This is a genomic window from Caulobacter sp. GW821-FHT11E11 (assembly GCF_058808315.1).
The window spans coordinates 58092-71312 of sequence record NZ_JBXARO010000013.1; the positions used below are offsets into that span (position 1 = coordinate 58092).

The window sequence follows — 13221 nt, forward strand, 5'->3', positions numbered from 1 at the left end:
CTCAGGGCTCCTAGCGCAGCTTCAGGGTGGCGAGGCCGACGAAGGACAGCATCATCGCCACGATCCAGAACCGGATCACGACGGTGGATTCAGCCCAGCCCAGCTTCTCGAAATGGTGGTGGATCGGCGCCATCAGGAAGACCCGCTTGCCGGTCTTCTTGAAGTAGGCGACCTGGATCATGACGCTCAGCGCCTCGGCCACGAACAGGCCGCCGACGATGCCCAGGACCAACTCGTGCTTGGCGCAGACGGCGATCGCGCCCAGCGCGCCGCCCAGGGCCAGCGAGCCGGTGTCGCCCATGAAGATCTTGGCCGGCGGGGCGTTGTACCAGAGGAAGCCCATGCCGCCGCCGATGATGGCGCCGCACAGCACCGCCAGCTCGCCCACGCCCGGCGCGAAGTGCAGGTTCAGATAGTCGGCGAACTTGTAGTTGCCGACGAGGTAGGCGATCAGGCCGAAGGTCGAGGCGGCGAACATCACCGGCACGATGGCCAGGCCGTCCAGGCCGTCGGTCAGGTTCACCGCGTTGGAGAAGCCGGCGATCGTGACCGCGGCGAACACCACGTAGAACCAGCCCAGATTGATCACCAGCGCCTTGAAGATCGGGAAGACCACGCTGGTCTCCATCCCCGGGGTCATCGGCGACTTGGGCGCGAAGACGATCAGGATGACGGCGGCGATGATGGCCACCGCGAACTGGGCGACCAGCTTCTGCACGCTGGAGAGGCCGGCCGTGGTCTGCTTGGTGACCTTGGCGTAGTCGTCCATGAAGCCCAGGATGCCGTAGCTGCCGGTGATCAGCAGCACGACCCAGACGTGGATGTTGCGCAGGTCGGCCCACAGCAGCGAGCCGACGAACAGGCCGGCCAGGATCATGAAGCCGCCCATGGTGGGCGTGCCCGCCTTTTCGGTCACGTGACGGGCGATGCCGTCCGTGCGGATCGGCTGGCCCTTGCCCTGCTTGGCCTTCATCCAGCGGATGAAGCGCGAGCCCATCGCCACGGCGACGACATAGGCGGTCAGCATCGCCATGCCCGACCGGAAGGTCAGGTATTTCAAGAGGTTCAGCGCCGGGACATGCTCTTGCGAGCGCGCCAGCCATTCGTACAGGAAGTACAGCATCAGCCCTGTTCCCCAAGGTCGAGCGCGGCCAGGGCCCCGGCGAGAACGCCGGCCCTGGAGCCATTCGACCCCTTCACCATCACCACGTCGCCAGGACGGATTGCCCCCGCCAGCTGCGCCGTTAACTTTTCAGTAACTTCCGCGTAGCCGCCTCGCCGAGTCGGCGGAAGCTGCTCCCACAGCGATTTCATGTGGACGCCTGCGAGAAAAACCACGTCAACGTTTGCACGCTCCAGAGGGCCTGCAAGCTCGGCGTGAAACGCCGCGCTGCCCTCGCCCAGTTCGAGCATGTCGGTCAGCACCGCGACCCGGCGACCGGCGACCTTGCGCGCGCCCAGGGTCTTCAAGGCGGCCTGCATCGAGACCGGATTGGCGTTGTAGCTCTCGTCCACCAGGGTGAAGGCGCCGCCGTCGATACGGACCGTCTTCTCGGCCCCGCGCCCCTCGATCGGGGCGAAGGCGGCCAGGGCCGCCAGCGCCGTTTCGCGCGGCACGTCCAGGGCTTCCAGCATCAAGAGGACGCACAGGCTGTTGGGGCCCCAGTGCACGCCGGTCTGGCGGATCGGGAAGCTCAAGGGCTCGCCGCGCAGATTGACCGAGACGATCGCGCCCTCGCCGTCGACCGCGAAACCGGTAAGGCGCGCGCTGGCGCCTTCGGCTTCGCCAAAGCTCCACACGGTGGCGCCGGCCTTCTCGGCCTCAGCCTTCAGCAGCTCGAACCACTTGTTGTCGGCGTTGAGCACGGCGATCCCGCCGGGCTCAAGCCCCGCGAAGATCTCGGCCTTGGCGAGCGCCACGCCCTCTTCGTTCGGGAAGTTCTCCAGGTGGACCGGGCCGACCGTGGTGATGGCCACGGCGTGCGGACGGACGAACTGGCTGAGCGGGGTGATCTCGTCGGCGTGGTTCATGCCGACCTCGAACACGGCGCGCTGCGTGTCGCGCGGCATCCGGGCCAGGGTCAGGGGCACGCCGATGTGGTTGTTGTAGCTCTTCACCGAGGCGTGGGCCTTGCCCGCCAGGCGCAGGCCGGCCTCGACGGCGCGGGTGACGCTGGTCTTGCCGACCGACCCCGTCACCGCGCCGCGCTTGCACTGTGGGGCGCGTTCGCGGGCGGCGACGCCCAGCAGTTCCAGCGCCTTGAAGGTGTCCTCGACCATCACGGCCGGCGCATCGACGGCCTTGGCGGCCAGGACACCGGTCGCGCCGTTGGCCACGGCCTGGGCGACGAAGTCATGGCCGTCGCGCACGCCGACCAGCGGCACGAACAGGTCGCCCGGCTCGACGCTGCGGGTGTCGATCGAGACGCCGGTCACGGCGAAGTCGCCGGCGACCTTGCCGCCGACAGCCTTGGCGATTTCCTCAGCGGTCCAGAGGGCTTCAGGCATCGACGCCCTCCAGCGCTTCCAGGGCCTCGGCCACGTCGTCGAACGGGTGGACGACGCCGGCGACGATCTGGCCCTGCTCGTGACCCTTGCCGGCGATGACCAGCACGTCTCCGTCGCCCATCAACTGAACGGCGGCGCGGATGGCGGCGCGGCGGTCGCCGATCTCGCGGGCGCCCGGCGCGGCTTCCAGGATGGCGGCGCGGATCGACGCGGGCTCTTCCGAACGCGGATTGTCGTCGGTGACGATGGCGATGTCGGCCAGGCGCGCGGCGATGGCGCCCATCAGCGGGCGCTTGCCGCGATCGCGGTCGCCGCCGGCGCCGAACACGGCGATCAGCTTGCCGCGCGTGTGCGGGCGCAGGGCTTCCAGCACGGTCTCCAGACCGTCCGGCGTATGGGCGTAGTCGACATAGGCCTCGCCGCCCTTGGGACCGCGACCGACGCGCTGCAGGCGGCCAGCGGCGCCTTCCAGGGCCTCAAGGGCCTTCAGCACGGATGCGGGATCCTCACCGGCGGCGATGCACAGGCCGGCGGCGACCAGCACGTTCGAAGCCTGGAAGGCCCCGGCCAGCGGAAGCTGGATGTGGTGCACGTCGCCGTCGATCTCCACCGCCATGTCCTGGCCGGCCGGGGTCGGGGTGCGCGAGATCAGGCGCAGGCCCTGGCCGTCCTCGCCCACCGAGAACACGCTCTGGCCAGAGGTGACGGCGGCGGCGGCGAAGTTCGGGAAGGCCTCGCTGTCGGCGTTCAGCACCGCCGTCGCGCCACCGGGCGTCAGGGTGTCGAACAGGCGCAGCTTGGCGGCCCGGTATTCTTCCATCGAGCCGTGATAGTCGAGGTGGTCCTGGGTGAAGTTGGTGAAGCCGGCGGCGCGCAGCTTGACGCCATCGACGCGGCGCTGGTCGACGCCATGCGAGCTGGCTTCCAGGGCCAGGTGGGTGACGCCCATGTCGGCTAGGCGCGCGACCATCTCGGCCACGTCGCCGGCGTCCGGCGTGGTCAGGCCTGGCGGGGTCAGCTGCTGGTCGGGCTGGCCCTTCTCGCTGACCACCACGCCCAAGGTGCCCATGCTGGCGGCCTTGTGGCCCAGCTTGGCGAAGATCTGGCGGGCGAAGCCGGCGACCGAGGTCTTGCCGTTGGTGCCGGTGACGGCCACGCACATGGCCGGCTGCTTGCCCCAGAAGGCGGCCGAGGCCAGGGCGTAGGCGCGGCGGGCGTCTTCCGAACGGACCACCGGCACGCCCAGGCCTTCCAGCCCGCCCTCGGGGGCCAGCACGGCGGCGGCGCCCTTGGCCACCGCGCCCGGCGCGAAGTCGCGGCCGTCGACCTTGGTCCCCGGCAGGGCGGCGAACAGCCAGCCGGCCGTGACCTTGCGGCTGTCGGCGGTGACGCCGGCGATCACCGGGTCGGTCTCGAAACGACGGTTGAACAGTTCCGACAGCTGCCTGGTCATAGCCCCGCCTCCGGTACGGCGTTTTTCGTTGGGCTGGCGATGGTCACCAGCTGCGTCTTGCGTTGCACGCCGAGGAACGGCGCGATGCGTTCGATCACCTTGCCGGCCGGCGGCGCGCCGACCCAGCCGCCGGTCGAGAAGCCGAACGACTTGGCGTTGCCATGCGGCTCGTCCATCAGGATCAGCACGAAGTAGCGGTCGGCCTCCAGCGGACCGTCGGTCGGGAACACCGCCGCGAACGACGAGACCTGGCGCTGGTGGTTGTAGCCGCGGATCGAGGGGTCGTACTTCTCGCCGGTGCCGGTCTTGCCGCCGACCGACAGGCCGGGCACGTCGGCCTTGCCGCCGCTGCCGCCCTGGCCGGGGATGACGTTGGCCCGCATGATCTTCAGCATCTCGGCCGAGGTGTTCTCGGAGACCACCCGCACGCCTTCCGGGCGCACGCCCGTGGGCAGCTTCCGGATGGTCAGGGGGATCGACTCGCCGCCGTTCAGCAGCGCGCCCATCGCCTGGGCCAGGGCCAGCGGGCTGACATTGATGCCGTGACCGAACGAGGTGGAGGCCACCGCGTCCATGTCCCACTTGCGCGGGGTCAGCGGACGGGCCGACTCCATCAGCTCGACCTTGGCCGGCTTGGTCAGGCCCAGGGCCGTGAAATACTTGCTCAGTCGCTCGCCGCCGACCCGCTCGGCCAGCATGGCCGTGCCGATGTTGGACGAGTGCTGGAAGACCTCGATCAGGTTCAGGATGGCCTTGGCGGCGTGGTAGTCGTGGATCGTGCGGTAGCCCAGCTTGTAGGGCTCGCGCGCGTCGAAGGTCGAGGCGGGGGTCGCCACGCCGGTGTCCAGGCCGATCGCTACGGTGAAGGTCTTGAAGGTCGAGCCCATCTCATAGACCGAGGCGGCGGCGCGGTTCAGGCGCTGCTCGTCGCTGGCGTCGCCGGCCTTGTTGGCGTCGTAGTCCGGCCAGCTGGCCATGCCCAGGATCTCGCCGGTGTGGACGTTGGTGACCAGGCCCACGGCGCCCTTCGGCGTAAAGTCGGCGACAGCCTTGCGCAGCTCGTCCTCGAGCGCCGCCTGCACGCGCACGTCGATCGACAGCGGGGTCGGGCCGCCTTCCCCACCAGCCGCTTTACGGATGGGATCGTCCAGGGCGCGCTCGGCGCCGGCCAGGCCCTTGCCGCCGCTGTCGACGAAACCGATCAGGTGCGCGGCCGTCGGACCCAGCGGATACATCCGCCGCTCCTGTTCCTCGAACGAGATGCCGGGCAAACCGAGATTGAAGATGTCGTCCTTCTCGTCGGGCGTCAGGCCGCCCAGCACGAAGGCGCGGTGGTCGCCGAACACGGCCTTGTCCAGGCGCTTGGCCGGCACCTGCGGCAGGGCCTTGCCCAGCGCCCGGCGCACTTCCTTGGCGTCCCAGACCTCGCGCGGGTCGACGTAGAGAGCGTAGTGGGCCAGGTCGACGGCCAGCAGCTTGCCGTTGCGGTCGACCAGGTCGCCGCGCGCGCCTTCAGCGCCTTGGGCATAGCCGTTGCCGCGCCCGGCGTTCGAGAACAGCGCCGCCCAGCCCGCGCCCAGGCCCACGCCGACGAAGCACAGGCCAAAGAAACCCATGACCAGGAAGATGCGGATACGGGTGTCGTCTTCGGGCTTGGCCTGGGCGCGCGAGCGCTCGAAGGCGTGCTCCAGGCGCCAGACGCGCTCGATCAGCCAACGCCAGAACGGCGACTGGAAACCGCCGGGACCGAGGTTCGAGAGGCTCATCGCGGCGCCCTCGGGATCTGGGGCGGCGGCGGGGGCGGAGGCGGCGGGGGCAGCGAGGCGTCGTCCGGCAGGGCTTCGGGGCCGTCGGCGGCCAGGTCCTCGGGCGCGACCGGCGCGGCGACGATCGGCGCGCGTGGCAGTTCGCGGCGACGCGCGACGTCGATCAGGGCGTCCTCGCTGATCTCGTGGTCGGGCGCGATCGGCTTCAGCTGCATCATCTGCGCCAGCTGTTCGATGCGGCGCGGTTGCTCCAGGTGAGCGACCTCGGCTTCCAGCAGGCGCTTGCGCACGCCTTCGTTGTCGATCTCCTGCTCGATCCGGCCGATCTCCTGCAGCTCGCGACCGGCGAAGGTCTTGGCCAGGTAGACGCTGGTGAACAGGGTCAGCAGGATGCCCAGGCCGACGACCTCGACGACACGGAAGCCCCGGACCCGGCGATTGAAGACGCCCGAGACGCTCATGCCGAAACCTCCCAGACGGGGGCCTCGGTGCGGACGGCGGCGCGCAGCTTCGACGAACGCGCACGCGGATTGACGGCCAGCTCGGCTTCGCTGGGCGCGATGGCCTTGTTGGCGATCAGCTGGAAGCTGGCCGGCGCGCCGGCGGCCATCTGCGGCAGGTGGCGCGAACCGCCGGGCGTACGCCCTGCCCGCTCGGCCAGGTAATTCTTCACGATGCGGTCCTCCAGCGAGTGGAAGGTCACCACCGCCAGACGGCCGCCCGGCTTCAGGATCCGCTCGGCGGCGGCCAGACCGGCCTCCAGTTCGCCCAGCTCGTCATTGACCGCGATGCGCAAGCCCTGGAACGAGCGCGTGGCCGGATGGACCTTCGCGCCCTTGCGGCCGCCCAGGGCGCGCTCGATCACGTGGGCCAGGTCCAGGGTGCGCTCGAACTTGCGCTCTTCGCGACGACGCACCAGGAAACTGGCGATCCGGCGGGAGGCATGCTCCTCGCCGTAGACATAAAGAATGCGCGCCAGCTCGGTGTGGTCCAGCTCGTTGACGAGGTCGGCGGCGGTCGGGCCGGTGTCGCTCATCCGCATGTCCAGCGGACCGTCGCGCATGAACGAAAAGCCGCGCTCGGCCTCGTCCAGCTGCATGGACGACACGCCGATATCCAGCACCACGCCGTCGACCGACTGCGGCGCGAAATGCTCGGCCATCTGCGAGAAGCGGTCCAGGATCAGGCGGAAGCGGTCGGTCGGCAGGCCTTCGGTGAAGCGCTGCACGGTGGGATCGCGATCGAAGCCGACGACGGTCGCGCCGGTGGCCAGGATCGCGCGCGTGTAGCCCCCGGCCCCGAAGGTGCCGTCGATGATGGTCTCGCCCGGGGCCGCACCCAGGGCCTCGACCACTTCATCCAGCAGGACCGAGACGTGCGGGGCGTCGCTCACGAGGCGCTCCCCAGCTTGGCCTGGCGCTGCTGGACGCGCAGAGCGGCCAGGCCTTCCCGGGCCAGATCACGCTGGGCCGCGCGATGGGCCTGGAAGGCCTCGCGGGACCAGATCTGAAAACGCTCACCCATACCGACGACGGTCACCCAATCCGTGAGACCGCACATTTCGCACAGGTGATCCGGGAGCGTAATGCGACCAGCTGTATCAAACGACAGCTTGGACATGCCGCCCAGGATGCTGACCTCCAGGGCCGAGCGCGTCGGATCGCCAAACGGCAGCTCCTCGATCACGCCCAAGTAACGGTCGAACAAGGCTTTTCCGCCAGCTTCCAGGCAATCGGCCTCGATCGCGGGGAAGCAGAAGATGCCGTCGAACATGCCGGAGACAGCCGCGCGGAATTCCTGCGGCACAACGATGCGCCGCTTGCTGTCGAGCTGTTTCTCGAACGTCGAGAGAAACACTGAAGCCGAACCCCGCCAAACCCAAGTCGGTCGGCGACCCAACACATCGCCCCGATGGCAATTGGGTTAACATGGGATGAATTGGGAGACAATGACACCAAGGCCGGTTTCATCGAGAATTCAAAGGTGTCGCACCCCTTGTTCACGGGGCGTGATAGTTAATCCACAGAACATACACAGAACTGATTGAGTGCAGATGCGGCGCGGTGTCATCGCAGCCCATCGAAGGTCAGTTTTGGGGACGGTGCGCGCAGGCGCGCGCCCTCCCCCGCCAGGGGGAGGTGCGGACCAGACAGTCTGTAAGCCGGGTTCTGTTCCATCCCGAAGGATGGCGACGATCATTCCTCTAGGCCGGCCATTGCTGGACGGCTCTCGCGACCTACCCGGACCCTCTCAGCCAGTGACGGCCTATCCGACGCGAGGCCGGCGCGGGGTCCCTATTCGGTCTTGCTCCAGGCGGGGCTTGCCATGCCGTCCCTGTCGCCAGGTCCGCGGTGGGCTCTTACCCCACCCTTTCACCCTTCCCGCCCCGTAGGGAGGAGGTTTGCTTTCTGTGGCGCTTTCCCTGGGATCGCTCCCGGTGGGCGTTACCCACCGCCTTGTCACCGTGGAGCCCGGACTTTCCTCGGCGTCCGAAGACGACGCGACCGCCCGACCATCTGGTCCGGGACGGTGTTTGACGGGACGGAGCCCAAAGGTCAACGCCTCAAGCGTTGCGCATCCTCTCAGCGATCGGATGATCGCCCAGGCCCTTGGCCGCGCCCAGGCGATCGGCGTCGGTCTTGTTCTGCGAGAGCTTGAACGTGCCTTCCAGCCGCTCGACGAACAGCCGGCCGCCCTGGATGCCGCGCAGCAGGTTCTCGAACTTGCCGGGCTTCATCTTGTGACGGGTCCAGGACTTCTTCGGGAGAAGCCGCGCCTCTTCCTGGGTCGAGAGGTCGTCGAGCAGCGCGATCAGCTCTTCGTCGTTCAGCGGCGCGACCGAGCCCTCGGCCTCGACGGACTGGTAGTTCCAGGTCGGCACCTGGTCGGCGCTCTCGTACCAGTCGGGGCTGATATAGGCGTCCAGGCCCGTGGCCAGCGCCACCGCCCGAAAGCCTTGCGTCAGGTGCGGCGTCAGCAGGTTGCCGCGCGACAGGTGGAAGTCGAGGGCGATCTCGCCGTCCAGGTCGCGGATCACGACCGGGCTCTGCGCCACGAACGGCCGACCACCGACGGATGCGGCGAAGGTCACGAACGGATGGGCGGCGATGAAGGCGAGCAGGACCGCGCGATCCTCGACCCGGAAACGGCTGTCGGGATGCATTACTCGGCCGCCGCGCGCAGCAGGCCCACCAGTCGGGCTCGGGTCTCGCCGTCGGCGATGCCGTCGAAGCGGCTCTGCAGCCAGTGGCGCTGGAAGGCGCCGACCACGGTCGTGGTCCACTCGTCGTACTTGCCGGTCGGGGCGCAGTCGAAGCCCAGGCGGGTCAGGCCGGCCTGCAGGGCGAAGACGCCGGTGCCCTCCTCGCCCTGGCCCAGCGGCGCGCCGGGCGACGGGGCCGGCTCGATCCACAGACCGTGACCGCTCTCGGCCAGGCGCTTCCACGGGAAGAGCTCGCCCGGATCGATCTTGCGGGCGGGCGCGATGTCGGAATGGCCCAGGATACGGCTGTCGGGGATCATCCAGCGCGAGCGTACGTCGGCCAGCAGGTTGATCACCGACGCGATCTGGGCCTCGGGGAACGGGCGATAGCCGAACTCGTGGCCGGGATTGACGATCTCGATGCCGATCGAAGCCGAGTTGATGTCCTTGACGCCCTTCCAGAAGGCGGCGCCCGCGTGCCAGGCGCGGCGCTCCTCGGCCACCAGGCGGAAGATGCGGCCGTCTTCTTCCACGCAGTAGTGGGCCGAGACCTTGGCCTCGGGATCACGCAGGCGCTCGATGGCCGCCTCGCCGGTCTCCATGCCCGTGTAGTGCAGGACGATCGTATCGGGCACGGCCTTGCGGGCGTCGAAATTGGGCGACGGGGCCTCGATGATGGATAGGCTCATTGGGCGCGGTTCCGGATCGACATCAGTAGCGGCATGACCTGATTCCGCCGAAGCGCGATGATCAGAACACCCAGCAAGGCCAGCGCCGCGCCGATCCCCATCCGCAGATCGAAGTGGTCGTGGGTGACAAGCACGCCCAGCATGATGGTGAAGAGCGGCGTCAGCAGGGTGAGCGGAGCGATCAGGTTGGCCTCGTAACGCTGGATCAGCCCGTAATAGGCCGTATGGGCCACGACCGAAACCACCAGGGCCGAGAACACCACCGCCGCCACGAACGGCCAGCCCGCGCCTATCGCCGCCGAGACCTGGCCCGGCTCGGTGAAGGCGCTTAAGCCCGCCAGCGGCCAGATCGAGCAGAAGCCCACCCAGGCCTGGAACTGCAGGGGCTTCACGCCCTCGACCTGCTTCATCATCACCGCCCCCAGCGAACCGGCGAAGGCCGCCGCGACGATCAGCCAGAGGCCGGGCGACAGCACGAAGCCGTGCGGGCTCCACATCACCGTCACCGCGCCGGCCAGGGTCAGGGCGATGCCGAGGCCCCGCCGCCAGCGGATCTTCTCGCCCAGCATCAGCATCGACAGCAGGGTCGTGAACGGCACGCCCAGCTGGATCACCACCGAGGCGGCCGACGGCGAGGCAGTCTTGAAGCCCATGAACAGCAGGGCGAAGTTGCCCGCTCCCATCAGCAAAGCCACGGCCACGATCCGCCAGGTCGGCCGCGGCGCGGGCAGCAGCCACGGCAGGGTCGCCAGCGCCACCAGGCTGAAACGCACGGCCGCATAGAACAGCGGCGGCACGCCCCAATGGGCGACCACGATCTTGGAGATGATATTGTTCCCGGCCCAGACCAGACAGATCAGGACCAGGACGCCGAAGTCGCGAAGGGACATGAGGTATCCGATAGGCCGCAGTTGACGTTCGGTCAAAACGGTCGTTTGTTGGTGAACACTGTTCACATAGAGCCACGCCGGGTCAACCGGCGGGCAAGACAAACGGGCGGAAACGGATGACCATCGAACATGTCGACGTCCTGATCGTGGGCGCGGGGCTTTCGGGGATCGGCGCGGCCTATCACCTGAAGAAGCACTGCCCCGGCAAGACCTACGCGATCCTGGAAGGGCGCGAGGCGATCGGCGGCACTTGGGACCTGTTCCGCTATCCCGGCATCCGCTCCGACAGCGACATGTACACCCTGGGCTACAGTTTCAAGCCGTGGAAGGCCGCCAAGGCCATCGCCGACGGCCCGTCGATCCTGGGCTACGTCCGCGAGACCGCCCGCGAACACGATGTCGACCGCCACATTCACTTCAAGCACCTGGTCAAGCGCGCCAGCTGGTCGACCGAGACGGCGACCTGGACGGTCGAGGCCGAGCACGACGGCCAGACCGTCAAGTTCACCTGCGGCTTCCTCTATATGTGCGCCGGCTACTATCGCTATTCGGCCGGCTACACGCCCGACTTCCCCGGCGCCGACCGCTTCAAGGGGCGGATGGTCCACCCGCAGCACTGGCCGGAAAACCTGGACTATGTCGGCAAGAAGGTCGTGGTGATCGGCAGCGGCGCCACCGCCGTGACGCTCGTGCCCGAAATGGCCAAGACCGCCAGCCACGTCACCATGCTGCAGCGCTCGCCGACCTATGTGGTCTCGCGCCCGGCCGAGGATGGGGTGGCCAACTGGCTGCGCGCCAAGCTGCCGGCCATGACCGCCTATGGCCTGACCCGCTGGAAGAACGTCCTGTTCCAGATGCTGTTCTTCAACATGGCGCGCAAGAAGCCGGAGAAGGTCAAGGAGCGGCTGCTGGGCATGGTGCGCGAGCACCTGGGCCCGGACTACGACATCGGCACCCACTTCACGCCGCGCTACAATCCGTGGGACCAACGCCTGTGCCTGGTGCCGGACGCCGACCTGTTCGCCTCGATCAAGGCGGGCTCGAGTTCGGTGGTCACCGACCATATCGAGACCTTCACCGAGACCGGCATCCAGCTGAAGTCAGGCAAGACGCTGGACGCCGACGTCGTCGTCACCGCCACCGGCCTGCAGTTGCAGCTGATCGGCGGCATGGAGGTCGTGGTCGACGGCAAGAAAGCCCAGCTGTCGGAGTCGATGAGCTACAAGGGCATGATGTTCAGCGACGTGCCGAACCTGGCCTCGGCCTTCGGCTACACCAACGCCAGTTGGACCCTGAAGGCCGACCTGACCAGCGAATATGTCTGCCGCCTGCTCAACAGCCTGGACCGCGCCGGCGCCGACTACTGCGTCCCGCGCATCGACGGAGCGATGGAGGTCGCGCCGTGGCTGGACTTCTCCTCGGGCTACGTCACCCGCTCGATGGATCAGTTCCCCAAGCAGGGCCTGCGCAAGCCGTGGAAGGTGCACCAGAACTACGCCCTGGACCTGGTCGCCCTGCGCTTCGGCAAGGTCGAGGACGGGGTGATGGAATTCGGGCGCAAGACCGGGGTGAAGGCCCAGCCGGTGAAGGCGATGGAGGCCGCCTGAAGCTTCCCTATCGGATTCGATAGGTTGCGAGCGCCGGCCATGCCCCCGACCTTTCCTCGGGAAGGAGATCCCCATGGCCGACACCTATCTGGGCTGGAAGATCGACTATGCCAACCCGCTGGGCGAGCCGGCCTATCTGGATCCGGGCTCGATGCACTGGCGGGTCTACAAGAACCCCATTGCGCTAGCCGTGGGGGGCGTGGCCGCCGTGCTGCTGGAGTTCGCCGACGCGCGGATCCGGTCGGGCGTCTGGGACCACTCGACCTACAAGGCCGACCCGATCGGCCGCTCCAAGCGCACCGGCATCGCCGCCATGGTCGGGGTCTATGGCCCCCAGGCCGCCGCGCGGCGGGTGATCCAGGGCGTTACCAACATGCACACGCGTGTGGTGGGCCAGACACCGACCGGCGAGGCCTACAAGGCGTTGGACGTGGAGCTGCTGGACTGGGTCAGCGCCACGGCTGGCTACGGCTTCCTCAACGCCTATGATCGTTTCGTCGAGCCCCTGACCGAGGCCGAGAAGACCCGCTTCTACGAAGAGGCCCATCCGATTGCCCGGCTCTACGGCGTGAAATATTCGCCCTCTTCCCAAGCCGACTTCATGGCGATGATGGACAAGCTGGCGCCCCGCTTCGAGCCGCATCCGATCGTCGAGGAGTTCCTGGCCATCATCCAGTCGGGCAAGGCCGCGCCCAATGCGCCCAAATTCCTGCACAAGGCCCTGGCGCGGGCGTCGGTGTCGCTGCTGCCGCCGATCGTGCGCGAGAAGCTGGCCCTTGGCCGCGAGTACGACCTGACGACCTTCGACCGCCTGGCCCTGAAGGCCGCCGGCCGGCTGGCCGAGAAGATCCCGGTGAAGAGCTCCCCGCCCAGCCAGGCCAGCGTGCGCCTGGGGCTGCCGTACGACTTCCTGTACCGCGGCCGGGCCGAGCAACGGAGGTTGTTGGCGGAACGAGGACCCGGGACCGAGCAGACCATGGCCCCGGTGGCCTAAACCCACCACCGCTCATCCCCGCGAAAGCGGGGACCCAAGCCGAGTCAGAAGATCAAATCCCGACCGCGCCAGATCTGACGCGCCGATTGGGTCCCCGCTTTCGCGGGGATGA

At 68.2% G+C, this 13221-nt stretch carries 12 protein-coding genes and 1 other RNA gene; 2 read left to right on the forward strand and 11 right to left on the reverse strand.

Features of this window, described 5'->3' with window-relative positions; all coding sequences use genetic code 11:
* Window positions 1–10: 10 nt before the first annotated feature.
* From mraY to AC1RR5_RS25765, 11 genes are all read right to left on the reverse strand, one after another.
* On the reverse strand, window positions 11–1123 hold the full coding sequence (gene mraY / locus AC1RR5_RS25715; RefSeq protein WP_492926433.1) for a phospho-N-acetylmuramoyl-pentapeptide-transferase: 1113 nt from the start codon (window positions 1121–1123) through the stop codon (window positions 11–13).
* Window positions 1123–2508, reverse strand: coding sequence for a UDP-N-acetylmuramoyl-tripeptide--D-alanyl-D-alanine ligase (locus AC1RR5_RS25720; RefSeq protein ID WP_492926435.1), 1386 nt, complete (start codon window positions 2506–2508; stop codon window positions 1123–1125). The genes mraY and AC1RR5_RS25720 overlap by 1 nt, the downstream gene beginning before the upstream one ends.
* Window positions 2501–3961 (reverse strand): UDP-N-acetylmuramoyl-L-alanyl-D-glutamate--2,6-diaminopimelate ligase, encoded by a 1461-nt coding sequence (locus AC1RR5_RS25725; RefSeq protein ID WP_492926437.1) that lies wholly within the window; start codon window positions 3959–3961, stop codon window positions 2501–2503. Before AC1RR5_RS25725 ends, AC1RR5_RS25720 begins: the two co-directional genes overlap by 8 nt.
* Entirely contained in the window at window positions 3958–5727 is a 1770-nt protein-coding gene (locus tag AC1RR5_RS25730) for a peptidoglycan D,D-transpeptidase FtsI family protein (protein ID WP_492926439.1), read from the reverse strand. Before AC1RR5_RS25730 ends, AC1RR5_RS25725 begins: the two co-directional genes overlap by 4 nt.
* The gene (gene ftsL, locus AC1RR5_RS25735) at window positions 5724–6188 is read right to left on the reverse strand and encodes a cell division protein FtsL (protein WP_492926441.1); all 465 of its coding nucleotides are present in this window, start codon (window positions 6186–6188) and stop codon (window positions 5724–5726) included. The genes AC1RR5_RS25730 and ftsL overlap by 4 nt, the downstream gene beginning before the upstream one ends.
* Complete coding sequence (gene rsmH, locus AC1RR5_RS25740; RefSeq protein ID WP_492926443.1) at window positions 6185–7120, reverse strand: 16S rRNA (cytosine(1402)-N(4))-methyltransferase RsmH; 936 nt, start codon at window positions 7118–7120, stop codon at window positions 6185–6187. The genes ftsL and rsmH overlap by 4 nt, the downstream gene beginning before the upstream one ends.
* Complete coding sequence (locus tag AC1RR5_RS25745) at window positions 7117–7584, reverse strand: division/cell wall cluster transcriptional repressor MraZ (protein ID WP_492926445.1); 468 nt, start codon at window positions 7582–7584, stop codon at window positions 7117–7119. The genes rsmH and AC1RR5_RS25745 overlap by 4 nt, the downstream gene beginning before the upstream one ends.
* 284 nt (window positions 7585–7868) lie before the next feature.
* Window positions 7869–8247, reverse strand: an RNA gene (gene rnpB, locus AC1RR5_RS25750) — RNase P RNA component class A.
* A gap of 43 nt (window positions 8248–8290) precedes the next feature.
* The gene (locus tag AC1RR5_RS25755) at window positions 8291–8890 is read right to left on the reverse strand and encodes an FMN-binding negative transcriptional regulator (protein WP_492926447.1); all 600 of its coding nucleotides are present in this window, start codon (window positions 8888–8890) and stop codon (window positions 8291–8293) included.
* Window positions 8890–9618, reverse strand: coding sequence for an N-acetylmuramoyl-L-alanine amidase (locus AC1RR5_RS25760; protein WP_492926449.1), 729 nt, complete (start codon window positions 9616–9618; stop codon window positions 8890–8892). Before AC1RR5_RS25760 ends, AC1RR5_RS25755 begins: the two co-directional genes overlap by 1 nt.
* Window positions 9615–10508: a DMT family transporter gene (locus AC1RR5_RS25765; protein WP_492926451.1), complete on the reverse strand. Its 894-nt coding sequence runs from the start codon at window positions 10506–10508 to the stop codon at window positions 9615–9617. Before AC1RR5_RS25765 ends, AC1RR5_RS25760 begins: the two co-directional genes overlap by 4 nt.
* A gap of 116 nt (window positions 10509–10624) precedes the next feature.
* Between AC1RR5_RS25765 and AC1RR5_RS25770 the strand changes: the two genes are divergently transcribed.
* Together AC1RR5_RS25770 and AC1RR5_RS25775 are read left to right on the forward strand one after the other, a co-directional pair.
* Entirely contained in the window at window positions 10625–12115 is a 1491-nt protein-coding gene (locus tag AC1RR5_RS25770) for a flavin-containing monooxygenase (protein ID WP_492926453.1), read from the forward strand.
* A 73-nt stretch (window positions 12116–12188) separates the two neighbouring features.
* Entirely contained in the window at window positions 12189–13109 is a 921-nt protein-coding gene (locus AC1RR5_RS25775) for an oxygenase MpaB family protein (protein ID WP_492926455.1), read from the forward strand.
* The last annotated feature ends 112 nt before the right edge of the window (window positions 13110–13221 follow it).

Bases quoted from the DNA above. Each gene is read 5' to 3' on its own strand.
- AC1RR5_RS25770 (WP_492926453.1), top strand. From the start codon at position 10,625: ATGACCATCGAACATGTCGACGTCCTGATCGTGGGCGCGGGGCTTTCG.
- AC1RR5_RS25775 (WP_492926455.1), top strand. From the start codon at position 12,189: ATGGCCGACACCTATCTGGGCTGGAAGATCGACTATGCCAACCCGCTG.
- AC1RR5_RS25760 (WP_492926449.1), bottom strand. From the start codon at position 9,618: ATGAGCCTATCCATCATCGAGGCCCCGTCGCCCAATTTCGACGCCCGC.
- AC1RR5_RS25730 (WP_492926439.1), bottom strand. From the start codon at position 5,727: ATGAGCCTCTCGAACCTCGGTCCCGGCGGTTTCCAGTCGCCGTTCTGG.
- AC1RR5_RS25765 (WP_492926451.1), bottom strand. From the start codon at position 10,508: ATGTCCCTTCGCGACTTCGGCGTCCTGGTCCTGATCTGTCTGGTCTGG.
- mraY (WP_492926433.1), bottom strand. From the start codon at position 1,123: ATGCTGTACTTCCTGTACGAATGGCTGGCGCGCTCGCAAGAGCATGTC.
- AC1RR5_RS25725 (WP_492926437.1), bottom strand. From the start codon at position 3,961: ATGACCAGGCAGCTGTCGGAACTGTTCAACCGTCGTTTCGAGACCGAC.
- AC1RR5_RS25720 (WP_492926435.1), bottom strand. From the start codon at position 2,508: ATGCCTGAAGCCCTCTGGACCGCTGAGGAAATCGCCAAGGCTGTCGGC.
- AC1RR5_RS25755 (WP_492926447.1), bottom strand. From the start codon at position 8,890: ATGCATCCCGACAGCCGTTTCCGGGTCGAGGATCGCGCGGTCCTGCTC.
- ftsL (WP_492926441.1), bottom strand. From the start codon at position 6,188: ATGAGCGTCTCGGGCGTCTTCAATCGCCGGGTCCGGGGCTTCCGTGTC.